This is a genomic window from Pseudonocardia sp. T1-2H (genome assembly GCF_038039215.1).
Classification (GTDB): Bacteria; Actinomycetota; Actinomycetes; order Mycobacteriales; family Pseudonocardiaceae; genus Pseudonocardia.
On record NZ_JBBPCL010000001.1, the window covers coordinates 3,136,554 to 3,157,573 of the forward strand.

The following is a 21,020-nucleotide window of genomic DNA, read 5'->3' on the forward strand; positions in this document are numbered from 1 at the left end:
CTCAACTATGAGCGCTGCATCAGTCAACAAATTCTGACGAAATATTCAGAGTTGACGTTCCGTGCTAGCGTGGAGACGATCACAACGAGGAGGCTCAGGCATGACCGAGCAGGGCGAGCGCGCTCCCACCAGGCGGGAGCGCCGCAAGGCGCACACCAGAGCAGCGCTAGTGCGGGCCGCTCAGGGCTTCCTCAGCGCGGGCAGGACCGACGTCCCGATCCTCGAGATCACCCAGGCCGCCGACGTGGGTATGGGCTCGTTCTACAACCACTTCGACAGCAAGGAGCAGCTGTTCCAGGCCGCGGTCGAGGACGCACTCGACGTCCACGGCGCTCTGCTCGACGAGCTCACTGCAGACATCGACGACCCCGCCGAGGTCTTCGCGCGCAGCTTCCGGCTGACCGGGCGCCTGCACCGCCGACAGCCCGAACTGAGCAACGTCCTGCTCCGCCACGGTCTCGCGATCGCCACCTCGGACGAAGGCGTCGCGCCCCGAGCCCGTCGCGACATCCTGGCGGCCGACCGCGCGGGCCGCTTCACCGTCAAGGACGTCGATCTCGCGATGACGATCGTGGCCGGTGCCGCCCTCTGTCTCGGGCAGCTCCTGCACGATCGACCCGACCGTAACGACGCCGAGGCCACCGACCAGGTCACCGAACACCTGTTGCGCATGCTCGGCGTCGCGGCCGACGAAGCGCACGAGATCTGCCACCGCCCGCTGCCCACCCTCGACCGCTCGACCGAGGGAGGCACGGCAGCCTGACATCCGTCGAGGGACGTCCGGAGCCAGGCCCCGGGCGACGACCACTCGCGTCGCAGGGGAACGGCCAAGCGCGGGCGACCGCTGCACAGCCGGCCGGGCGGCGCTCGAGGTGCAGTCGGCCTCACAATCCTGCCCGGAGGCTCCATCCCAAGGCCTCCGGCTCGCGTCATGGCGTCGCGCACGGTGCGTCCTGCGGCAGACCCGGGCGAACCGGCCCGCGGACGCCGGGCCCTTCGGCCTTGGTCCGGCGCTTGCGGGAGGGGCATCGTGCGCCTATGAGTAGTGCTAACCGGATCTCATAGCGATGAACACGGAGCACCGGGCGCCTCTTCAGTCGGGCCGTGCGGACGTCCCCTGTGGCGACCCTCGTCGCGGTGCCGCTCGGTGGTGCCCTGCTCGGCATCGTCGGCGCGCTGGTCGCCATCCCCATCGCGGCTGGCGTGCAGCTCGTTGTGCGCGAAGTGGCGCTCCCGCGACTCGACGAGTGCTGAAACGACGGATTCGAGTGGCTCCACCGAAGTGGTGTCGTGGACCAGGGACGGAGGCAGGTCGTGAGAGCCCATGCCAGGTGCGCCACGCGATCGCCCATAGCCCGACGCTGCCGCGGGGCGTTCGGAGCCCGTGACGGCGGGTCGGCCGGCGCGCCCATGGATCTGCTGGACTGGAGACGCCGACTCGTCGGCGTCGTCCCGGTGATCGCCGCGGAATCGGGCCGGAGGCGTCGGCGGGCTTGGTTGGTAATCGGCGGACTCACACTCGTCCTGGTCGCGTGCGCTGCCGTTGGTCGCGTCCGCGCCCTTCGCCGTGCGCAGCCGCCGCTGGGCCGGATCGTCCCGGCCGCCCACCACCCCGTGCTGCTCATGAACCCGCGCAGCGGCGGGGGCAAGGTGGAGCGCTCCGGCCTGCTGCGAGAATGCGGGGCCCGCGGCATCGAGCCGGTCGTCCTCGGCCCAGGGGAGGACCTGGTCGACCTGGCGGAGGCTGCGGTGGCCGGTGGGGCCGACGTGCTCGGCATGGCCGGCGGCGACGGCTCCCAGGCGCTGGTCGCGGGCGTGGCCGCCCGGCACGGCGTGGCGATGGTGGTTGTGCCCGCAGGCACCAGGAACCACCTGGCGATGGACCTCGGCCTCGACCGCGACGACGTGGTCGGCGCGCTCGACGCGTTCGGCGTGGCTGTGGAACGCCCGATCGACCTCGGGGACGTGAACGGGAGGCTCTTCGTCAACAATGTTTCCCTAGGCCTGTATGCCGAGATCGTCCGCTTGCCGGAGTACCGCGACGCCAAGCTCGAGACCACCCTGAGCACCCTTCCCGGCCTGCTGGGGCCGGGAAGACCACCGTTCGACCTGCGCTTCACGGGCCCGGCGGGGGAGCAGCACACCGGTGCGCACGTCGTCCAGGTCTCGAACAACCCCTACGGCCGCACGGCCGGCACCTTCGTCAGCCGTCCCTGTCTCGACACCGGCCACCTCGGAGTGATCGCACTCGAACTCCCGGACGATCCCGCCGACAAGACGTTCCTCGCCGCAGTCGCGGCCGGTCGCCCGGAGCGCTTTCCCGGTTACGTCGCCTGGACGCCGTCGACGTTCGAGGTGGATTCCGACGCTCCCATCAACGCCGGTATCGACGGTGAGGCGCTGCGGATCGCCCCGCCCCTGCGCTTCAACAACAGGCGGGGTGCGTTGCGGATCCGCCTGCCGCAACATGCCAGCGGGCTCTCGCCCGCCGCCCGCGAGCTCCGCGCACGCTCGACGGTTTGCGCGCTGGGAACCCCGCCGCCAGGCCGGACGTCCGGTTCGCCGTGAGCCGTGAGGCCCGGTCGGTGACAGGCCCCTTCGTGATCGCTGTGTGAGGCGGCCTCAGCATCGGCGTCGGCCCGGCGATGGAGCTAGCGACCCTCGGTCGCTGGTCGTCCTCTCCGTGGATTCGTCGGCTCCGCCGCGACGATCTTCCGGGGAGACGGCCTCCGTCCCGCTGCAGACCACCGGCTGCGCCGCACACGCCCTGGGCACAGCCGCCGGTACGGACGGTGAAGGCGATCTAGGTCCGGGCGGCGGGCGGCCGCTCCACCACGAGCCGGAGCCCGAGTTCGATCAGTCTCCAGCCGGCCCGCCGGCGCCACGCGGGGACGCGCCGGGGGCCGGCCCGGCTCGCGGCGCTCCGGCGACTCGCGGCCCGCGCCGCGCGTCGCAGGTCCGCCTGTCGCGCGGCGCGGTGGAGCTCGGCCTGGCGCTCCCGCACCAGGAGCTCGACGGCCATCGGATGCTGTGCGGTCAGTCCCCCCATACGCCAAGTCCTACCGGGGCGGGGGAGTGCGACCAACCGGATTTCGCTCGCTGCGGAGTCCGCCGAGGGCGGACAACCCGTGCACCGTGGCGGGGTGCGGCGCCGATGCTGGTACCGCTCAGGCGTCGGGGTAGAGCCCTCCGAGGCCTGCGTGGCCGGGCTCTGTAACACCCGACCCCGCCCGGACGTTGTTGCCTGTACGCCGACAGCGCCGCGTCCCGGCCGGCGAGGGGGTTCGACCGGGACACCGGTTCGTCCTCGTGGCCGCTGACCACGAGGACGAACCGGGACTGCCGGCTCAGGCCCAGCTGACGACGTCCCGCTGGGCGAGCCGCGGCAGACGCGGGAACCACGCGTCCGGCCCCGGGTGCCCGATGTTGACGACGAGCAGGGCGCGGTGGCGTCCGCCCGGGAAGAACGCCTCGGTGACGGCGTCGGCGTCGAAGCCCGCCATGGGGCCGGTCGCCAGGCCGTGCGCACGGGCGGCGAGCAGGAAGTAGCCGATCTGCAGCGTGGCGTTGAAGGTCGCCATCGTCGAACGGCCCTCCCGGCCCGACGCCTCGAACGAGTCCTTCATCTCGGGGCGGATCGGGAAGGTCTGCGCGGTGAACTCGTGGAAATCCAGGTCGACGGCGAACAGCGCGGTGACCGGGGCGTTCTCGACCTTGCCCCGGTTGCCCTCGGACATCAGGGGGAGCAGACGGGCCTTGCCCTGCGGGGTGCGGACGAACGTCACGCGCAGCGGCTGGGTGTTGGCGGCCGTCGGCGGCCACTTGGCGAGCTCCCAGATCGAGGCGAGGGTCTCGTCGGTCACGGGCTCGTCGGTGTAGGTGTTCGCCGTGCGGGCCTCGGTGAACAACACCTCGCGGCCGGCGTCGTCGAGCAGGGGGAGACGCAGGGCGGTGGTGTCGGACGTGATCGTCATGCTTCTTGGAATGGCGCGGTCGTCCTCGACATTCCGTGTCACCGGTCACTATACTTCAACGCTCAACCACTGTACGTCGCGCCACGGCCCGCTGCGGTGCCCCACCTAGGAGATCCTCTTGTACACTCCCGCCTTGTGAGACCAGCCGAGGTGCTTGCCACGCGGAACGGCGCACGCCGGGACGCGGTCGCCGACGCGCTCGGATCGGTGCGCGCCGAGGGCCTCGAGCCGACGGCGTTCGGTCTCGGCCTGCTGGACGCGATCGCGGCCGGCCGGCTGGACGAGGACCTCGCCGTCGCGCAGCTGGTCGCCGCTCACGGTCGGTGAGCTGGGACCCCTACCTGGACCTGCGGGCCGGTGTCCTGCACAACCGGCTCGGGATCACGGACCGGGCCGCGCTCGCCGCGGCCGAGGCGGACCTCTCCGCGGTGCGTCTCACCCAGCTGACGAGGCGGCCGCTACCGGGTGGCTACGACCTGGACCACCTGCGGGCTTTCCACCGGCACGTCTTCGGTGACGTCTACGCCTGGGCCGGTGAGATCCGCACGGTCTCCCTCGGCAAGGGCCACCTGTTCTGCCTGCCGGACCGGATCGAGGCCACCGCCGAGGAGATCTTCGGCGGGCTCGCCCGGACGGAGCGTCTCCGCGGCCTCCCGCGGGACGACTTCGTCGCCGCGCTCGCGGACCTGCTCGGCGCGATCAACTCCCTGCACCCGTTCCGGGAGGGCAACGGCCGCACGCAGCGGGCGTTCGTCACGCAGCTCGCCGCCGACGCGGGTCATCGCGTCCGCTGGGCCGCGATGGACCGCGCCCGGAACGTGGCGGCGTCGCGCGCGGCGCACCAGGGCGACACCGGGCCGCTGCGGACGATGCTCGACGGCCTGGTCGACCCGCTCGGCCGCTGATCTCCCGAAGAAGCGTCGGCCTGGGAACGTCGTGGAGGTAGCGGGGGACCCCGTCCGGGCCGGGGCCGACGGCGGCTCCCGTCAGGTCCGCCCACCAGCGGGCGAGGGGCTCCGGCTCCGCGCTGTCCGTGCAGAGCGCCACCGCGGCGGGACCGGGTCCCGGGAACGCGCAGAACTCGTTGCCCTCGGGGTCGGCGTACACCCGGAAGCCGTCCTGGTCGCCGAGCGGGGTCGCGCCCAGGTCGAGCAGGGCGCGGTCTGCCGGGACGAGCAGGTCGAGATGGACCCGGTTCTTCGCCGTCTTGGGCTCAGGAACGCCGTTCACCCAGATCGTGGCTCTGCCGTCGTCCCGCAGGACCGCGTCACCGCCGTCCATGATCTCCACGTCGAGGGCGAGTACCGCACCCCAGAAGCGGGCCACCCGGGCCGGCTCGGCGGCGTCGACGCAGAGGTCCTTGAAGGTCACGGTGGGCACGGAGCCGGAGCCTAGGGTCCGTCCCGCGGACCGGACGACCGGACCCGCCGCTCAGGCCGTCGCCGACGGCGGCCAGGAGACCGGCGGCCACGCGGGCGCCCCCAGCTCACGGGACACGGCGCGGGCCGCGGCACGCAGGGCGTCGTGCGCTGCGGGATCCAGGGGCCAGCCGCTGGCCGGCACGACCAGGCCGAGCGCGCCGACGACGTCGCCCGCGCCGTCGGCGAGCGGCGCGGCCAGCCCGTACTCGCCGAGCACCGCCTCCTCGACCTCGACCGCCAGCCCGGTGCGCCGCACCTCGGCGAGCTCGGCGTCCAGCGCGGTCCGGTCGGTGACGGTCCCGCCGGTCATGCTGCGCAACGAGACCGCGGCCGCCGCCGCCGGGTCGTGGGCGAGCAGCGCCTTGCCGAGCGCGCAGGCGTGGGCCGGGATGACGATGCCGACCTCGGGCATCTGCCGGGTCCCGTCGGGCCGCGGCTCGTGCACGACCACGACGACCTCCCCGAGCAGCAGGACACCGGTCCGGACGGCGCAGCCGGTGCGCCGCGCCAGTTCCGTCGCCCACGGCGCGACCCGGGCCCGCAGCTCGAGGGTGTCGAGGTAGACGTTGCCCAGCCGGAGGGTGGCGGGGCCGAGCCGGTAGCGGCCGGAGTCCCGCTCCTGCACGACCATCCCGTGCGCGAGCAGCGTGCGCACGATCCCGTGCACGGTCGACGGAGGTAGGCCGGCCCGTCCGGCGATGTCCCCGAGGCTCATCCGGCCGCCCTGCAGGACCGCCAGGATCCGCAGCGCGCGGTCCACGGCCTGGATCACGGTCCGACCCTCCTTGTGAGCGCAGTCACACCGGCGTAGCTTACAACGCGTTCGACATCATCGAATGCCGTTCGGACACCATGCGGGCCATCGACGGGGGATCCTCGATGAAGAAGCTGATCAACGACCCGGCCGACGTCGTCTCCGAGGCTCTCCGGGGCATGGCGGCGGCCCATCCCGAGCTGCGCGTCGACCTCTCGAAACGCATCGTGTTCCGCGGCGACGCCCCGGTGCAGGGGAAGGTCGGACTCGTCTCCGGCGGCGGCTCCGGGCACGAACCCATGCACGGCGGGTTCGTCGGCCCGGGCATGCTCGACGCCGCGTGTGCGGGCGAGGTGTTCACCTCCCCGGTTCCCGACCAGATGCTCGCCGCGACCGTCGGGGTCGACGGCGGCGCGGGCGTGCTGCACATCGTGAAGAACTACACCGGCGACGTCATGAACTTCGAGATGGCCGCCGAGCTGGCCGCGGCCGAGGGCGTCGAGGTCGTGCCGGTGGTGACGAACGACGACGTGGCGGTCCAGGACAGCCTCTACACCGCCGGGCGCCGCGGGGTCGGCGTCACCGTGCTGCTCGAGAAACTCGCGGGCGCCGCGGCCGAGGAGGGCCGCGACCTCGCCGGCGTCGCCGAGGTGGCGCGCCGGGTGAACGAGACCGGCCGAAGCATGGGCATGGCGCTCACCTCGTGCACGGTGCCGTCGGCGGGGCAGCCGACGTTCGACCTCCCCGAGGACGAGATCGAGATCGGCATCGGCATCCACGGCGAGCCCGGCCGGCGCCGCGTTCCCGCAGCGCCCGCGCGCGAGGTCGCGGAGATGCTCGTCGAGCCGATCCTGGCCGACCTCGACTTCACCGGCTCCGACGGCGTGCTCGCCTTCGTCAACGGCATGGGAGGCACCCCGTTGCTCGAGCTGTACGTGATGTACGGCGAGGTCGCGGCCATCCTCGAGAAGTCCGGCGTGCGGGTCGCGCGGTCGCTGGTCGGGTCCTACATCACCAGCCTGGAGATGGCGGGCTGCTCGGTCACGCTGCTCAGGCTCGATGACGAGCTGCTGCGGCTCTGGGACGCGCCGGTGCGCACCCCCGGGCTGCGCTGGGGGGTGTGAATGAGCGGGACGGCCGGGACCGCCGAGCTCGAGAGCTGGATCCGGGCGTTCGCCGAGGCGATCTCGGCGCACGCCGAGGAGCTGACGCGGCTCGACTCGGCGATCGGCGATGCGGACCACGGGGTGAACATGGCCCGCGGGATGACGGCCGTGGTGGCCAAGCTCGACGAGGGCCCGCAGGACGGCACAGCACCCGGGGTCCTGCTCAAGCAGGTCGGCATGACCCTGGTCAGCACCGTCGGCGGGGCGAGCGGACCGCTCTACGGCACGTTCTTCCTGCGCATGGCGACGGCCATGGGGGACCGCACCGAGCTCGGCGCCGCCGGGTTCGCCGAGGCGTTCCGCGCCGGGATCGGCGGGATCGTCGCCCGCGGCAAGGCCGAGGCCGGGGACAAGACGATGTTCGACGCGCTCGCGCCGGCCGCCGACGCGCTGGACGCGGCACTCGCCGCCGGCGACGAGCTGGGTGCGGCGCTGCGGGCGGCGTCCCGCGCCGCCGACGCCGGCCGGGACGCCACCACACCGCTCCTCGCGCGCAAGGGCCGGGCCAGCTACCTCGGTGAACGCAGCGTCGGCCACCAGGACCCGGGCGCGACGTCGGCCGCGCTGCTCGTCGCCGCCGCGGCCGACGTCCTGGCGTGACCCCCGGACCCGTCGGACTGGTGGTCGTGGCGCACAGCCGGCGGCTGGCGCAGGCGGCGGTCGGGCTCGCCCGCGAGATGGCCGGCCCGGACGTCGCGATCGAGGTCGCCGCCGGCCTCGACGAGACGACCTTCGGCACCGACGCCATGGCGATCGCGTCGGCCCTGGGGGAGGCCGACCGGGGTGCGGGGGTCGTGGTGCTCATGGACCTCGGCAGCGCGGTGCTCTCCGCCGAGCTCGCCCTCGACCTGCTCGACGACGCCGACCTTCGTGACCGGGTCCTGCTGTGCCCGGCGCCGCTGGTGGAGGGGCTGGTCGTGGCCGCGGTGACCGCCGCGGGCGGGGCCGACGCCGCCACGGTCGCGGCCGAGGCGGGGGCCGCGCTGGCGGCCAAGGAGGCGCAGCTGGGCGGGGCCACTCCCGAACCCGCCGCTCTGCCGACAGTCACGCCGGACGAGCCGGTCACCGTGGAGGCGTTCACCGTCGTCAATCCGCACGGGCTGCACGCCCGCCCGGCCGCGCGGCTCGTCGGCACGGCGCGGTCGGCCGGCGACGACACGCACCTGCGGCTGCGCAACGCCACGACCGGCTCGGACTGGGCGCCCGCGACCAGCCTCTCCCGGGTCGCCGCGCTCGGTGTGCGGCAGGGGGACCGGGTCGAGGCGGCGGCCGACGGGCCGGGCGCGCGGGCGGCCCTCGACGCGCTGCTCGCCCTGGCCGCGCGCGGGTTCGACGAGGAGGTCGACGACGCGCCGCCACCGCAGGTCCCGGGAACGCCAGGCCCGATGCCCGCGGTGCCCGGCACCGCCGTGGGTCCGGCCTGGACGCCGCGGGCGGCGCGGCCGGCCGTCCCGGACGACCCCGCGGGCGAACCTGCGGCCGAGCGGGCCGCCCTCGGCCGGGCCCGCACCGCGGCGCACGAGGAGATCACCCGTAGCCGGGCCGCGGCCCCGGCGCAGGCCGGCATCTTCGACGCCCACGCGCTGCTGCTCGACGACCTGCTCACGGAGGCGTACGCGGGGGTCGACGGCGGGGAGTCGGCGGCGCGCGCCTGGGCGGCGGCCGCCGACCGCAACGCCGCCGCACTGCGCGCCCTGCCGGACGCCTACCAGGCCGCGCGGGCCGCCGACGTCGAGGCGGTCGGCGAACAGGTGCTGCGCGCCCTCGTCGGGGCGTCCGCGCTGCCCGAGCCGCCGCCCGGGCAGCGGGTGGTCCTGGTCGCACCCGACCTGACGCCGGCCGCGGCGGCCGCGCTCGACGCCGACCACGTCGCCGGGGTCGCGCTGGAGGGCGGCAGCCCGACCGCCCACTCGGCGGTGCTGCTGCGCGCCCGCGGGATCCCGGCCGTGGTCGGGACGGGGCCCCTCGGCGTCGCCGACCGCGTCGTGGTGGCCCTGGACGGCGGCCGCGGCGAGGTCGTCGTCGATCCGGCACCGGAGGTCCGGGCAGCCTACGAGGAGCGCGCCGCGGCCGAGGCGGCCCGCCGGAGCGCCGCCGCCGCGCGGGCCTCCGCGCCCGCCGAGACGGCCGACGGCACGCCGGTGCTGGTCGGCGTCAACGTCGGTGCGGACCCGATGCCCGCGCCGGGTGCCGACCTCGCCGGGCTGGTCCGCACGGAGTTCCTGTTCCTCGGCCGGGACACCGCGCCCGGCGTCGACGAGCAGGTGGCGGCCTACCGGGCCGTCGCCGAGGCGCTGGGCGGGCGGCGGATCACGCTGCGCACCCTCGACGTCGGCGGCGACAAGCCGCTGCCGTACCTACCGACCCCCACCGAGGCCAACCCGTTCCTCGGCGTGCGCGGGCTGCGGCTGGCGCTCGCGACGCCCGGGCTCCTCGCCGACCAGTTGCTCGCCGCGGTGCGCGTCGCCCACGAGACCCCGGTCAGCGTGATGTTCCCGATGGTCAGCACCCTCCCCGAGGTGCAGGCCGCGCTGGCCGCGCTGGACGACGCGATCGCCCGCGAGGGCCGCGGCCGCCCTGCCGAGCTGCAGGTCGGGATCATGGTCGAGGTGCCGGCGGCCGCGCTGAAGGCCCGCGTCCTCGCCCGGCACCTCGACTTCCTCTCGATCGGCACCAACGACCTCACCCAGTACGCGCTGGCGGCCGAGCGCGGCAACCCGGCGGTGGCGGCGTTGGCGGACCCGCTCGACCCCGGCGTGCTGCGGCTCGTCGACGCGGTGTGCCGGGGCGCCGGGGATCGCGCGCTGGTCGCGGTGTGCGGCGAGAGCGCCGCCGACGAGGCGGCGGTGCCCCTGCTCGTCGGGCTCGGGGTGCGGGAGCTCAGCGTGGCCGCGCCCGCGGTCGCCGTCGTCAAGGACGCCGTACGGGCGGTGCACCTGCCCACCGCCCGGGCCCTCGCCGCCGCCGCGCTCGACGCGGACGGAGCGCCGGAGGTGCGGGCCCTCGTGGCCGACGCGCGCTGAGCCCGTCGGATTGGGCCGCGTGCCCCCTGGTGCGCCGCCGCACGCCTTCCTGCCCCTGCGTCATGGGGCCCGAGGAGGACGAAGGGGGCGTCGTCGCCCGCCGCGCTGCCCCCACGGTCGGTGGGGTCCACCATGGGGTCATGTGTGACGGCAGTGGCACGGCCTCGGAGGTGGCAGCGACCCTCCCGCGCCCGGCCGAGGCCCCGGCGGTGGATCCCGTCGCCCTGGAGCCGGTCGACGAGGTCGTCGTCACGACGCTCGTGGACAACAGCTACGACGCGCTGATGGGCGACTCCGGCCCGGCCCGTCGCAGACCGTTCTCCCGGCTGCCGCAGGTCCCGGCCCCGCAGTTCGAGGAGGGCCGCACCTTTCCCGGGCTGGTCGCCGAGCACGGCTTCTCGGCGCTGGTGACCGTCCGCCGTGGCGCGACCTCCCACACCGTGCTGTTCGACACCGGGGTGTCCCCGGACGGGATGGCGACCAACCTCGAACGGCTCGGCGTCGACGTGGCCGCGATCGAGGTCGTGGTGCTCAGCCACGGCCACGTCGACCACGACGGCGGCTTCCCCGGCCTGGCCCGGTTGCGGGGCCGCAGCGGGCTGCCGCTCACCGTCCATCCGCTGGTGTGGAGCCGGCGCCGCTTCGCCCTGCCCGACCAGCCGCCGTGGGAGCTGCCGACGCTGAGCCGGTCCGCGCTGGAGGCCGAGGGCCTCGAGGTGATCGAGCGGCGGCAACCCTCGCTGCTGCTGGACGGCTCGGTCCTGATCACCGGGGAGGTCGACCGCACCACGGAGTTCGAACACGGGCTGCCCCACCACGAGGCCTGGCGCGAGGGACGCTGGGAGCCCGATCCGTTGATCCTCGACGAGCAGGCGCTGGTGGTCCACGTCCGCGGACGGGGACTCGTCGTGCTCACCGGCTGCGGGCACGCCGGCGCGGTGAACATCGCCCGGCACGCGGTGCGGCTGACCGGGGTGGACCGGCTGCACGCCCTGCTCGGCGGTTTCCACCTCACCGGACCGGCCTTCGAGCCGGTGATCGAGCCGACCGTGGCCGCGTTCGCCGCCATGGCGCCCGACGTGCTCGTGCCGGCGCACTGCACGGGCTGGAAGGCCCAGCACCGGTTGGCGGCGGCGCTGCCCGAGGCGTTCGTGCCGAACGCCGTGGGTACGTCCTTCACCTTCGCCGGAGCCGGAGCCGGAGCCGGAGCCGGAGCCGGAGCCGGGTGATCGGCGTCGTGGGCGGACTCGCCGCACGGTCCTGAACTGCTCGTTCGGGGACGACCTGATGCCCGGGTCGGCTACGTTCACAGTCTCTCGGGGGCAGACGCCGCCGAGGAGGGGAGTGGGGAGCCGTGACCGATCCAGCGGAGGCCTTGCGCGTGCTCATCCATGAGATCGACTCGGGCGAGATCGCCGCCGACGAGGTGCAGAGGGCGTACCTCCTCGGTGCCGCGGACACCCTGGAGTCTCTGCCCGCGGAGCGTCCGGAGGGCGTCCAGGATCCGCCTGTTCAGTAGACGACCCTTTACTGTACAGTCGGGGGATGGGCAGCAAGAAGGAGATCGTCCGGGCCATCGGGTACGTCCGGGTGAGCACCGGGGGACAGGTGGAGTCCGGCGCCGGCCTGGACGCGCAGCGCGACGCCCTTATGACAGAAGCCGTCCGGCGGGGGTGGGACCTGACCATCGTCGCGGACGAGGGCCTGTCCGGCGGAACCCTGAAGCGCCCCGCCCTGATGGAGGCCCTGGCCCGCCTGGACCGTGGAGACGCGGACGTCCTCATGGCCTCGAAGCTCGACCGCGTGTCCCGGTCGGTCACGGACTTCGCGGAGCTCCTGGAGCGGGCCACGGAGAAGAAGTGGCGGCTGGTCCTCCTGGACCTCGGAGTCGACACCTCCACCCCGGCGGGGGAGTTCGTCGCGAACACCATCGCGAACAGTGCACAGTACGAGCGACGCCTCACCGGGCAGCGCACCCGTGAGGCCCTCGCCGCGAAGAAGGCCACCGGTGTCCGTCTCGGCCGCCCGTCGGGCTTGTCCACCGAGACCATCGCGCGAATCGTGCAGGAGCACCGGGCCGGCGCGTCCCTCCGCAAGATCGGCGCCGGCCTGGAGGCGGACGGCGTCCTCACCGGCAGGGGCGGGACGAAGTGGCACGCGAGCGCCGTGAAGGCGGTGCTCGAGAGTCAGGATGCCGCTGTACTCGCCCGCTAGCAGCGAAGTATGCGTCGCCGGAAGAGCCGAGTTGTCATAACGTCGATTATCGGCTCAATGGAGAAGGCGGTGAGACCGGCGAAAGGGGCCGTTCAGGGCCCTGCCGTGCGTCCGATGTCCCGTCGCGCGGCAGGCGCCCCGTGGCCGGCCTAGTTGCCGCGACCGGTCTTCGCCTGGAGGTCGTCGATCCGCTTGGACGCGTCCGCCTTGCTGAGGCCGTCCAGATCGTCCGCTGCGTCCTCGCCGGCCTGCTGGGCCAGCGTCTCGAGGTACGAGCGCTGCGGGCCGGTCATCGGCTCGTCGCCGGTCGTCCAGTCGTCCGGATCCTTCTCGGCCGGTCCGGTCTGCTGCGGAGCGCTGTTCTGATTCGTCATGGAATCGAACATATCTTCGATCGCCCGCTCTCGCGCGGCGAGTCGGTGTCCGGCCCGGATGTTATGACAGTGTCGGCGCGGAACCCCTGCGGCACAGGGGCCCCTGCGTCGCCGGCTCAGCCGGGGGTCGGCGGCTGGTCCACCAGCTGCGCCAGGTAGAGCTGCTCGCCGAGGCGCTCGATGAGCTCGAGGTTCGTCTCGATGTAGTCGATGTGGTGCTCCTCGTCGGCGAGGATCTCCTCGAACAGGTTGGCCGTCGTGTGGTCCGCCTTGGAGCGGCACATCGTGATGCCCGGGCGCAGGCGCTCGACGACGGCGAGCTCGATCTGCAGGTCCGCCTCCAGCTGCTCCTTGACGCTCTGCCCGATCCGCAGGGTCCCGAGCCGCTGGTAGTTCGGCAGCCCCTCGAGGAAGAGGATGCGATCGGTGATGATCTCCGCGTGCTTCATCTCGTCGATGGACTCGGCCCGGGTGTACGCGGCGAGCTTCGTGAGGCCCCAGTTCTGCTGCATCTTCGCGTGCAGGAAGTACTGGTTGATCGCGGTCAGCTCGCTCGTGAGCTGGTCGTTGAGCAACGAGATGATCTCGGGGTCGCCACGCATGGAAGGTCCTCACGGTCGTCGCACTGAAGGGCGACGACGACGCTAGTGGCTTCTGACCTGCCGGGACCATGCAGGGCGGGCTGATCATCGGGTAGGCAGCCCTCTGCGGAGGTGACGCTGGGGAATCAGATCCTACGGTGCGTCACGCCGTGAGCGGGAGCCCCGCGATCTCCGACGGCGCGAGCTCCGTGGCCAGCAGAACGTCCACGGCGTTCAGGCACGAACCGCAGCCCGTGCCGGCCCCGCAGGCCTCGCCGACCTCCTCGACGGTCCGGGCGCCCTCGCCGATGCAGTCACGCAGCTCGACGTCCGTCACCGCCGCGCAGATGCACACGTACATGCAGGCCACCCTTCAGTCAGGTAAGCCTATGCTGCCATCCGGCATCCCCTGCTGGCAAGGTCCGCTTCACCCGCGCTGCCTGGTTAGGCTCGTTCATGTGCCGCTCGACGAGTACCGCCGCAAGCGTGACCGGCACCGGACCCCGGAGCCGATCCCGGACGAGGAGCCCGCCGCGGGACGCGGCGACCGGTTCGTCGTCCAGGAGCACCACGCTCGCGCCCTGCACTGGGACCTGCGCCTGGAGCACGACGGCGTCCTGGCCTCCTGGGCCGTCCCGAAGGGCCTCCCGGCGGACACCGAGACGGTCCGGCTCGCCGTCCGCACCGAGGACCACCCGCTGGAGTACCTCGAGTTCTCCGGGGAGATCCCGAAGGGCGAGTACGGCGGCGGCCGGATGACCATCTGGGACCACGGCACGTACGAAGCGGAGAAGTGGTCGGACCGCGAGGTCGCCTTCCGCCTGCACGGCGAACGCACGCAGGGCCGGTTCGTGCTGATCCGCAGCAACCGGGAGCGCCGGGACGGCTGGATCCTGCGCCGCTCGGAGCCGGTCCGCGGCCACTCCCCTCTCCCCCGCGCCGCGGCGCCCATGCAGGGCGCGCCCGGCGAGCTCCCCACGGGCGACGAGTGGGCGCTGCAGATCCGCTTCGGCGGCCGCCGGGTGCTGGTGCGCGTCGACGGCGGCCGGGCCGTCGTGACCGCGGACGGCGAGGAGATCACGGTCCCGACGCTGCGGGAAGCTCGGCCCGTCGCTAGGCGCAACGTCGATGCTGCTCGACGCCGAGCTGGCGAGGGCCGGCGAGCTGTGGATCTCGGATCTGTTGTACCTCGACGGGCGGGACACCCGCTGCCTGCCGTTCCGCGAACGCCGGAGGCTGCTCGAGGAGCTGCCGCTCACCGGACCGCACTGGCGGGTCGCGCCCGTGTTCCCGGCGAGCGACCCGGACGCGGTGCTCGCCGCCGCGCGGGACCAGGGGCTGCCGGGGGTCGTCGCGAAGCGTGTCGACTCCTCGTACGAGGCCGGGCCCAGCGAGAACTGGATCGAGGCCGGCGTGCGCGCGCCGCCGCCGCGGCCGCGGGTCCCGACCAAGGTCGGGCGGGCGAAGCTGACGAACCCGGACAAGGTGCTGTACCCGGCCACCGGCACGACGAAGGCGGACGTCCTCGCGCACTACCTGAGCGTCGCCGACGTGATGCTGCCGCACCTCGAGGGCCGGCCGGTGACGATGGTCCGCTGGCCGGACGGCGTCGAGAAGCCGTCGTTCTTCGAGAAGGACGTGTCCCGGCACGCGCCGCCCTGGATCCGGACGGTCCGGGTCGGCACGCCGGGCGGGCGGTCGGAGAACGCGGACTTCCCGCTGATCGAGAGCGTGGAGGGGCTCGCCTGGGCCGCGAACCTCGCGGCGCTGGAGCTGCACGTCCCGCAGTGGAAGGTGGGCCCCCGGGGCGGCCGGCACAACCCGGACCTGGTCGTCTTCGACCTCGACCCGGGCGAGGGCACGACGGTCGTCGACTGCTGCCGGGTCGCCGAGCTCATCGCGGACGTCCTCGCCGAGGACGACCTGCGGGCCTACCCGCGCACGTCCGGCGGGAAGGGGCTGCAGCTGTACATGCCCGTCACCGTGTCGAAGGCGGAGCGGACGGTCGAGTTCGCGAAGGACGTCGCCGTACGGCTCGCACGCGAGCAGCCGCGGCGGGTCGTCGCGGTGATGGCGAAGGCCCGGCGTCGGGGGCGGGTGTTCGTGGACTGGAGCCAGAACGACACCGCCAAGACCACCATCGCCAGCTACTCGCTGCGCGGGCGGCCCCTCCCGACGGTCGCCACCCCGGTGACGTGGGAGGAGGTCCGGGCGTGCCGCCGGCCCGAGGACCTGATCTTCACCCTCGACGACCTGCCCGCCCGTCTGGACGAGCACGGTGACCTGCTCGCACCCCTGTTGTTCACCGATCGTCAACGACTCCCCCGTCGCGGGTGATCGGGCCCGGGTGGCAGGGTTCACACGTGGGAGATCGGCACCCGTACCTCGACGGACCCTATCCGCGGGCCTACGCGCACCGCGGCTGGCACATCGGCGAGCTCGCCGGGTGCGAGAACACCCTCGCCGGGTTCGTCCGGGCGGTGGACGAGGGCTTCTCCTACATCGAGATGGACGTGCGCGCGAGCGCCGACGGCGTCGCGATGGTCCACCACGATCCGACCCTGGACCGCACCACCGACGGCCACGGCGCGCTGTCCCGGCTGTCCGCGGCGGAGATCGGGTCCGCCCGGGTGGCGGGCCTCGAGCCGGTGTCGCGCCTGGAGACCGTCCTGAGCACGCTCCCGACCACCCGGTTCACCATCGAGCTGAAGGCGGACGCGGTCGTCCTGCCGACCCTCGCCGTGCTGGAGCGCCTCGACGCCTGGGACCGCGTGTGCCTGGGCGCCTTCTACGAGGCGCGGCTGCGCCGGGCCCGCGCCGCCGGTGGTGGCCGGCTGCTGACCTCGATGGGGCAGAGCGCCGCGATCGGGCTGCGCGGCCGGGCGTGGCTGAAGGCCGTCCCGGGGCCGACCGGCGTGGTCAGCCCGCTGCTGCCGCGGGTCGCCGGCGGGCTGGCGCAGCTGCCCCGCGCGCTCGGGACGCTGCGGGTGGTGGACCGCGAGCTGCTCCGCGAGGCGCACCGGCGGGACATCGAGGTGCACGTGTGGACCGTGAACGACGAGGCCGAGATGCGGCAGCTGCTGGACCTCGGCGTCGACGGCCTGCTCAGCGACCGCCCCGACGTGCTGCGGGACGTGCTGAGGTCCCGCGGCGAGTGGCCCGGTTGATCCATCCTGCGGATAAGGTGCGCGGATGAGCAGCCGGGCGCCGGAGAAGGACGCGGGCACGCGACGTCGCATCGTCGCCTGGGGGCTCTGGGACTGGGGCTCCTCGGGCTTCAACGTCATCGTCCTGACCTTCGTCTTCTCGGTCTACCTGACGGACTCGGTCGGCAAGGGGCTCCCCGGCTCGATCAGCGCCAACAGCTGGCTCGGCTGGGCGGTCGGGGCGTCCGGGCTCATCGTCGCCCTGATGGCCCCGGTCATCGGCCAGTCCGCGGACCGCGCCGGCCGGCGCCTGCGCTCGACCGGGCTCTGGACCGCCGCCTGCGTCCTGTGCCTGCTCGCGATGATCGCGGTCCGGGCGGACCACCACTACCTCTGGCTCGGCCTGCTCCTGCTCGGCGGCGCCTCCCTGTTCTACGAGCTCGCCGTCGTCGGCTACAACGCGATCCTCCGGCAGATCTCCACGCCCGAGACGATCGGGCGCGTCTCCGGTTTCGGCTGGTCGATGGGCTACTTCGGGGGGATCGTCGCCCTGTTGGCGGCGTACGTCCTGCTGATCGCGGACGACGGGGGCCTGCTCGGCGTCAGCACCGAGGACGGGTTCAACATCCGGCTCGTCGCGCTGCTCTCCGGCATCTGGTTCGCGGTGTTCGCGATCCCGCTGTTCCGGATGGTCCCGGAGGCCCCGGCGGCCCTCGAGCGGGCGCCGCGGCTCGGGGTGGCGGCGAGCTACCGCAAGCTCTTCCGGGACCTGCGCGACCTCTACCGGGCCAGCCCGCACACCGTCTACTTCCTCGCCGCGAGCGCGCTCTACCGGGACGGCCTCGCCGCGGTCTTCACCTTCGGCGGGGTCCTCGCGGTGACGGTCTACGGCATCGCGGCGGACGACGTGCTGATCTTCGGGGTGGCGGCGAACGTGGTCTCCGCGGTCGGGGCGCTCGCCGGCGGCAGGCTCGACGACCGGCGCGGCCCGAAGATCGTCGTCACGGGGTCGCTGATCGGGATGATCGCCGTCGGCGTCGTGCTGTTGTTCCTGTCCGGGCCGACCGCGTTCTGGATCTTCGGGCTGGCGCTGTGCCTGTTCGTCGGGCCGGCCCAGTCGTCGTCGCGCACCTACCTCACCAGGCTCACCCCGGTGGGCCAGGAGGGCCAGCTCTTCGGCCTGTACGCGACGACCGGCCGGGCCGTGTCCTTCCTCGCACCGACCCTCGTCGGGCTCTTCACGTACCTGTTCGCGACCGACCGGGCGGGAATGGCCGGGATCCTCCTCGTCCTCGCGCTCGGCCTGCTGGCGCTCTGGAAGGTCCGGGCGCCCGCGCCGGCCGTCGCGCCGGCCGCCTGACGTCCCCCGTGCCCCTGCCGTCACGGACCATCTGACCTGCGACAACTCGACGATCGAGCGATCCACGGCGAGCAACGGGTAACGAGAAACGGGCGTCAATGTAAATAACGCGCGAGAACCGGTGAGCTAAGTCACACTTGGCTGACAGGTCACATCGGCGTGTGTCAGAGGGCCAGATGGTGGACACTCTCACCTCGGGCAGCCATGAACCGCCGTCGGGTACACGCCCGACGGCACGGTGAGTGAATGCGCCCCGCTCGGGAATGGACGCCTGGCAGCAGACGTTACACCGGGTGGCGACGACGTGACCGTCGAGGGGTGCCGCCCTCTCGGCTTTGAGATGGGGAGGATGACGCATGGCCGACCGCGTGCTTCGTGGCAGCCGGCTCGGGGCTGTCAGCTACGAGACCGACCGTAACCACGACCTGGCGCCGCGACAGATGGTGCGCTACGCGTTGTCCAACGGACACGAGTTCGAGGTGCCGTTCGCGAACGACGCGGAGGCCCCCGCCACCTGGGAGTCCCCGCAGGGCGGGCTCGGACGCCGGGTGGACGGTGTCGAGCCCGAGCAGAAGAAGACCAAGCCGCCGCGTACGCACTGGGACATGCTCCTGGAGCGGCGTTCGATCGCCGAGCTCGAGGAGCTCCTCTCGGAGCGCCTGGAGCTGCTGCGGGAGCGTCGCGCCGAGATCGCGTGACCTCCCCGATGCACCGCTGACGCGCGCGCAGACACCACGAAGCCGGGCCACCTCCCGTGGGGCCCGGCTTCGTCGTGTCCGGGGCAGGTCGCCAGGATGGGGCCATGCCCGACACCCCCGCGGCCACGAGGCGGATCCGTGACCTCGCCGACGCCCATGTCACCGCGCAGGCCGTCCTGGACCCGCTGCTGGCCACCTCGATCGGCCTGGCCGAGGGTGCGGACCGGCTGCCCGACCTCTCCCCCGCGGGCGGCGAGGCGCTCGACGCCCTCGCCCTGGACACGCTGACCTCGCTCGACGCCGTCGAGGCCGCCGGCGTCGACGGGGACGACGAGCGGCGCTGCGCCCGGCTGCTCCGGGAGCGCCTCGGCGCCCAGCTCGCCTCGAGCGCCGCTGGGGAACGGCTCCGCACCGTGCAGACGCTGTTCGGGCCGGTCCAGGAGGTGCGGACGGCCTTCACCCTGATGCCCACCGCCACCGAGGACGACTGGCAGGCGGTCGCGCGCCGGCTCGCGGCCGTCCCGGCGGCGTTCGGCGGCTACGTCGAGTCGCTGCGGGAGGGCGCCCGTCGTGGGCTGCTCGCCGCGCCCCGGCAGGTCGACGCGGTCGTCGCGCAGCTGGAGACCTGGGTCGCGGCCGGGGACGGCCGCGGCTGGTTCGCCACGTTCACCGACGACGCGGACGTCCCCGCCGGCCTGCGCTCCGAGCTGGACGCCGGCGCGCGCTCGGCGACCGAGGCCGCCGCGGCGCTGCGGGACGTCCTCGCCCGGGAGTACCGGCCCGCCGCCGAGGGCACTCCGGACGCCGTCGGCGAGGAGCGCTACCGGATCGCCGCCCGCCGCTGGAACGGCGCGGACATCGACGCCCGCGAGGCCTACGAGTGGGGCTGGTCGGAGTTCCTGCGGCTGCGCGGGGAGATGGCGGCCGAGGCGGAGCGGGTGCGGCCGGGGCTCACCGCGAGCGAGGCGATGGCGTACCTGAACACGCAGGGGCCGGCGATCGAGGGCGTCGAGGCCGTCCGGGAGCACCTGCAGGCGCTCATGGACAAGACGATCACCGAGCTCGACGGCACCCACTTCGACCTGGCCCCGCCGCTGAAGCGGGTGGAGGCCCGGATCGCGCCCGCGGGCAGCGCGGCCGCGCCGTACTACACCCAGCCGTCGCTGGACTTCGCCCGCCCGGGCCGCACCTGGCTGCCGACGCTCGGCCGCACCCGGTTCCCCATGTGGGACCTGGTCAGCACCTGGTACCACGAGGGCGTCCCGGGCCATCACCTGCAGCTCGCGCAGTGGGCCCACCGCTCGGGCGCGCTGTCCACGCTGCAGACCACCGAGGTCGGCATGGTCAGCGCGAACGTCGAGGGCTGGGCGCTCTACGCCGAGCGCCTGATGGACGAGCTCGGCTACGTCACCGACCCCGGTGAGCGCCTGGGCTACCTCGACGCGCAGATGATGCGGGCGATCCGCGTCGTCCTCGACATCGGCATGCACCTCGAGCTGGCCGTCCCGGCGGACTCGCCGATCGGGGCCGGCGAGACGTGGACCCACGACCTGGCCCGCACCTTCTTCGGCGCACACAGCGGTCGGGACCCGGAGTTCCTGGACAGCGAGCTGCTGCGCTACCTCGGCGGCCCGGGGCAGGCCATCAGCTACAAGCTCGGGGAACGGGCCTGGCTGGCGGGCCGGGAGGCGGCACGCACGCGGCAGGGCGCGGGCTTCGACCCGAAGCGCTGGCACATGGCGGCGCTGTCCCAGGGCTCGCTGGGCCTCGACGACCTGGTCGCCGAGCTGGCGGTGCTCTAGCCGCCCTGGGCTTCCGCGACCCGGCCGGGCTCGTCGACCAGGGGCGGCAGGGTGGACCAGGGGAAGTTGATCCACCGGCCCGTCCGCCGCCACACGTACTCGCAGGCCACCTCGCTGTGCGGCTTCTCGTAGACGACGGCGGTGCGGACCTCGGCGACCTTGTCCCCGCAGAAGTCCCGGACCAGTTTCAGCGTGGCGCCGGTGTCCGCGACGTCGTCCGCCACGAGGACGTTCGCGCCGGACAGGTCGACGACGTTCGGGACCGGCGGCAGCACCACCGGCATCGGGAGGCGCTCGCCCACGCCGGTGTAGAACTCGACGTTCATGACGTGCAGGTTCTTCACGCCGAGGGCGTAGCCGAGGGCGCCCGCGACGAAGAGCCCGCCGCGGGCGATCGACAGGATGATGTCCGGCCGGTAACCGCTGTCCGCGACCTGCACCGCGAGCTCACGGGACGCCGTCCCGAACAGTTCCCAGGTCAGCGTCTCGCGCTCGTCCGCCATGGCG

At 73.5% G+C, this 21,020-nt stretch carries 23 protein-coding genes and 2 pseudogenes; 17 read left to right on the forward strand and 8 right to left on the reverse strand.

Annotation, left to right across the window (positions count from 1 at the left end; translation table 11 throughout):
• Window positions 1–100 precede the first annotated feature (100 nt).
• The 3 genes from WBK50_RS15555 (at window position 101) to WBK50_RS15565 (ending at window position 2,568) form a co-directional block, all read left to right on the forward strand.
• Entirely contained in the window at window positions 101–763 is a 663-nt protein-coding gene (locus WBK50_RS15555) for a TetR/AcrR family transcriptional regulator (RefSeq protein ID WP_341336310.1), read from the forward strand.
• A gap of 341 nt (window positions 764–1,104) precedes the next feature.
• Complete coding sequence (locus WBK50_RS15560; protein WP_341336311.1) at window positions 1,105–1,254, forward strand: hypothetical protein; 150 nt, start codon at window positions 1,105–1,107, stop codon at window positions 1,252–1,254.
• A 156-nt stretch (window positions 1,255–1,410) separates the two neighbouring features.
• Window positions 1,411–2,568, forward strand: a complete 1,158-nt coding sequence (locus tag WBK50_RS15565) for a diacylglycerol/lipid kinase family protein (protein ID WP_341336312.1) — start codon at window positions 1,411–1,413, stop codon at window positions 2,566–2,568.
• A 235-nt stretch (window positions 2,569–2,803) separates the two neighbouring features.
• Here the strand turns inward: WBK50_RS15565 and WBK50_RS15570 are convergent, their stop codons facing one another.
• Both WBK50_RS15570 and WBK50_RS15575 read right to left on the reverse strand, forming a co-directional pair.
• Entirely contained in the window at window positions 2,804–3,049 is a 246-nt protein-coding gene (locus tag WBK50_RS15570) for a hypothetical protein (RefSeq protein ID WP_341336313.1), read from the reverse strand.
• 298 nt (window positions 3,050–3,347) lie between these two features.
• The gene (locus WBK50_RS15575; RefSeq protein WP_341336314.1) at window positions 3,348–3,974 is read right to left on the reverse strand and encodes a malonic semialdehyde reductase; all 627 of its coding nucleotides are present in this window, start codon (window positions 3,972–3,974) and stop codon (window positions 3,348–3,350) included.
• A 135-nt stretch (window positions 3,975–4,109) separates the two neighbouring features.
• Here WBK50_RS15575 and WBK50_RS15580 point away from each other — a divergent pair, with 135 nt between their 5' ends.
• Entirely contained in the window at window positions 4,110–4,301 is a 192-nt protein-coding gene (locus WBK50_RS15580) for an antitoxin VbhA family protein (protein ID WP_341336315.1), read from the forward strand.
• A complete protein-coding gene (locus WBK50_RS15585; RefSeq protein WP_341336316.1) occupies window positions 4,298–4,879 on the forward strand; it encodes a Fic/DOC family protein in 582 nt (193 codons plus the stop codon). The genes WBK50_RS15580 and WBK50_RS15585 overlap by 4 nt, the downstream gene beginning before the upstream one ends.
• A 178-nt stretch (window positions 4,880–5,057) precedes the next feature.
• On the opposite strand, the pseudogene WBK50_RS15590 reads toward WBK50_RS15585, so the two are convergent.
• Together WBK50_RS15590 and WBK50_RS15595 are read right to left on the reverse strand one after the other, a co-directional pair.
• Window positions 5,058–5,354 (reverse strand): annotated as a pseudogene (locus WBK50_RS15590) (VOC family protein); the annotation flags it as partial.
• A 51-nt stretch (window positions 5,355–5,405) separates the two neighbouring features.
• Window positions 5,406–6,167, reverse strand: coding sequence for an IclR family transcriptional regulator (locus WBK50_RS15595; protein WP_341336317.1), 762 nt, complete (start codon window positions 6,165–6,167; stop codon window positions 5,406–5,408).
• A 107-nt stretch (window positions 6,168–6,274) separates the two neighbouring features.
• Here WBK50_RS15595 and dhaK point away from each other — a divergent pair, with 107 nt between their 5' ends.
• The 6 genes from dhaK to WBK50_RS15625 all read left to right on the forward strand — a co-directional run bounded on the left by dhaK (window position 6,275) and on the right by WBK50_RS15625 (window position 12,552).
• Window positions 6,275–7,273, forward strand: a complete 999-nt coding sequence (gene dhaK, locus WBK50_RS15600; RefSeq protein ID WP_341336318.1) for a dihydroxyacetone kinase subunit DhaK — start codon at window positions 6,275–6,277, stop codon at window positions 7,271–7,273.
• Complete coding sequence (gene dhaL / locus WBK50_RS15605) at window positions 7,274–7,915, forward strand: dihydroxyacetone kinase subunit DhaL (RefSeq protein ID WP_341336319.1); 642 nt, start codon at window positions 7,274–7,276, stop codon at window positions 7,913–7,915. It abuts the gene before it with no gap.
• Window positions 7,912–10,338 carry a phosphoenolpyruvate--protein phosphotransferase gene (gene ptsP, locus WBK50_RS15610; RefSeq protein WP_341336320.1) on the forward strand — a complete coding sequence of 809 codons (2,427 nt, stop codon included), beginning with the start codon at window positions 7,912–7,914 and terminating at the stop codon, window positions 10,336–10,338. The genes dhaL and ptsP overlap by 4 nt, the downstream gene beginning before the upstream one ends.
• Window positions 10,339–10,478: 140 nt before the next feature.
• Window positions 10,479–11,567: an MBL fold metallo-hydrolase gene (locus WBK50_RS15615; protein WP_341336321.1), complete on the forward strand. Its 1,089-nt coding sequence runs from the start codon at window positions 10,479–10,481 to the stop codon at window positions 11,565–11,567.
• Window positions 11,568–11,692: 125 nt separating this feature from the next.
• Window positions 11,693–11,857 (forward strand): hypothetical protein, encoded by a 165-nt coding sequence (locus WBK50_RS15620; protein WP_341336322.1) that lies wholly within the window; start codon window positions 11,693–11,695, stop codon window positions 11,855–11,857.
• Between the two features lie 26 nt (window positions 11,858–11,883).
• On the forward strand, window positions 11,884–12,552 hold the full coding sequence (locus WBK50_RS15625; RefSeq protein WP_341336323.1) for a recombinase family protein: 669 nt from the start codon (window positions 11,884–11,886) through the stop codon (window positions 12,550–12,552).
• Window positions 12,553–12,701: 149 nt separating this feature from the next.
• Here WBK50_RS15625 and WBK50_RS15630 read toward each other — a convergent pair whose 3' ends face one another.
• From WBK50_RS15630 to WBK50_RS15640, 3 genes are all read right to left on the reverse strand, one after another.
• Window positions 12,702–12,926, reverse strand: coding sequence for a DUF3072 domain-containing protein (locus tag WBK50_RS15630; protein WP_341336324.1), 225 nt, complete (start codon window positions 12,924–12,926; stop codon window positions 12,702–12,704).
• 116 nt (window positions 12,927–13,042) lie between these two features.
• The gene (gene bfr, locus WBK50_RS15635) at window positions 13,043–13,528 is read right to left on the reverse strand and encodes a bacterioferritin (RefSeq protein WP_341336325.1); all 486 of its coding nucleotides are present in this window, start codon (window positions 13,526–13,528) and stop codon (window positions 13,043–13,045) included.
• 142 nt (window positions 13,529–13,670) lie between these two features.
• Entirely contained in the window at window positions 13,671–13,868 is a 198-nt protein-coding gene (locus WBK50_RS15640) for a (2Fe-2S)-binding protein (protein WP_341336326.1), read from the reverse strand.
• Between the two features lie 28 nt (window positions 13,869–13,896).
• On the opposite strand from WBK50_RS15640, the pseudogene WBK50_RS15645 reads away from it, so the two are divergent.
• From WBK50_RS15645 to WBK50_RS15670, 6 genes and pseudogenes are all read left to right on the forward strand, one after another.
• Window positions 13,897–14,352: pseudogene (locus WBK50_RS15645) on the forward strand (DNA polymerase ligase N-terminal domain-containing protein); the annotation flags it as partial.
• Between the two features lie 283 nt (window positions 14,353–14,635).
• A complete protein-coding gene (gene ligD, locus WBK50_RS15650; protein ID WP_341336327.1) occupies window positions 14,636–15,844 on the forward strand; it encodes a non-homologous end-joining DNA ligase in 1,209 nt (402 codons plus the stop codon).
• A 26-nt stretch (window positions 15,845–15,870) separates the two neighbouring features.
• Complete coding sequence (locus WBK50_RS15655; protein ID WP_341336328.1) at window positions 15,871–16,674, forward strand: glycerophosphodiester phosphodiesterase family protein; 804 nt, start codon at window positions 15,871–15,873, stop codon at window positions 16,672–16,674.
• 25 nt (window positions 16,675–16,699) lie between these two features.
• On the forward strand, window positions 16,700–18,013 hold the full coding sequence (locus tag WBK50_RS15660; RefSeq protein ID WP_341336329.1) for an MFS transporter: 1,314 nt from the start codon (window positions 16,700–16,702) through the stop codon (window positions 18,011–18,013).
• Between the two features lie 356 nt (window positions 18,014–18,369).
• The gene (locus WBK50_RS15665; protein WP_297499571.1) at window positions 18,370–18,711 is read left to right on the forward strand and encodes an RNA polymerase-binding protein RbpA; all 342 of its coding nucleotides are present in this window, start codon (window positions 18,370–18,372) and stop codon (window positions 18,709–18,711) included.
• Between the two features lie 104 nt (window positions 18,712–18,815).
• Window positions 18,816–20,513: a DUF885 domain-containing protein gene (locus WBK50_RS15670; RefSeq protein ID WP_341336330.1), complete on the forward strand. Its 1,698-nt coding sequence runs from the start codon at window positions 18,816–18,818 to the stop codon at window positions 20,511–20,513.
• On the opposite strand, the gene WBK50_RS15675 is transcribed toward WBK50_RS15670, so the two are convergent.
• Window positions 20,510–21,016 carry a phosphoribosyltransferase gene (locus WBK50_RS15675; protein ID WP_341336331.1) on the reverse strand — a complete coding sequence of 169 codons (507 nt, stop codon included), beginning with the start codon at window positions 21,014–21,016 and terminating at the stop codon, window positions 20,510–20,512. The genes WBK50_RS15670 and WBK50_RS15675 overlap by 4 nt on opposite strands.
• Window positions 21,017–21,020: the final 4 nt, after the last annotated feature.

Excerpts from the sequence above, each read along its gene's own strand:
- ligD (WP_341336327.1), top strand. The coding sequence starts at position 14,636 with ATGCTGCTCGACGCCGAGCTGGCGAGGGCCGGCGAGCTGTGGATCTCG.
- dhaK (WP_341336318.1), top strand. The coding sequence starts at position 6,275 with ATGAAGAAGCTGATCAACGACCCGGCCGACGTCGTCTCCGAGGCTCTC.
- WBK50_RS15575 (WP_341336314.1), bottom strand. The coding sequence starts at position 3,974 with ATGACGATCACGTCCGACACCACCGCCCTGCGTCTCCCCCTGCTCGAC.
- WBK50_RS15660 (WP_341336329.1), top strand. The coding sequence starts at position 16,700 with ATGAGCAGCCGGGCGCCGGAGAAGGACGCGGGCACGCGACGTCGCATC.
- bfr (WP_341336325.1), bottom strand. The coding sequence starts at position 13,528 with ATGCGTGGCGACCCCGAGATCATCTCGTTGCTCAACGACCAGCTCACG.
- WBK50_RS15665 (WP_297499571.1), top strand. The coding sequence starts at position 18,370 with ATGGCCGACCGCGTGCTTCGTGGCAGCCGGCTCGGGGCTGTCAGCTAC.
- WBK50_RS15640 (WP_341336326.1), bottom strand. The coding sequence starts at position 13,868 with ATGTACGTGTGCATCTGCGCGGCGGTGACGGACGTCGAGCTGCGTGAC.
- dhaL (WP_341336319.1), top strand. The coding sequence starts at position 7,274 with ATGAGCGGGACGGCCGGGACCGCCGAGCTCGAGAGCTGGATCCGGGCG.
- WBK50_RS15565 (WP_341336312.1), top strand. The coding sequence starts at position 1,411 with ATGGATCTGCTGGACTGGAGACGCCGACTCGTCGGCGTCGTCCCGGTG.
- WBK50_RS15625 (WP_341336323.1), top strand. The coding sequence starts at position 11,884 with ATGGGCAGCAAGAAGGAGATCGTCCGGGCCATCGGGTACGTCCGGGTG.
- WBK50_RS15615 (WP_341336321.1), top strand. The coding sequence starts at position 10,479 with ATGTGTGACGGCAGTGGCACGGCCTCGGAGGTGGCAGCGACCCTCCCG.
- WBK50_RS15570 (WP_341336313.1), bottom strand. The coding sequence starts at position 3,049 with ATGGGGGGACTGACCGCACAGCATCCGATGGCCGTCGAGCTCCTGGTG.
- WBK50_RS15670 (WP_341336330.1), top strand. The coding sequence starts at position 18,816 with ATGCCCGACACCCCCGCGGCCACGAGGCGGATCCGTGACCTCGCCGAC.
- WBK50_RS15555 (WP_341336310.1), top strand. The coding sequence starts at position 101 with ATGACCGAGCAGGGCGAGCGCGCTCCCACCAGGCGGGAGCGCCGCAAG.
- WBK50_RS15630 (WP_341336324.1), bottom strand. The coding sequence starts at position 12,926 with ATGACGAATCAGAACAGCGCTCCGCAGCAGACCGGACCGGCCGAGAAG.
- WBK50_RS15675 (WP_341336331.1), bottom strand. The coding sequence starts at position 21,016 with ATGGCGGACGAGCGCGAGACGCTGACCTGGGAACTGTTCGGGACGGCG.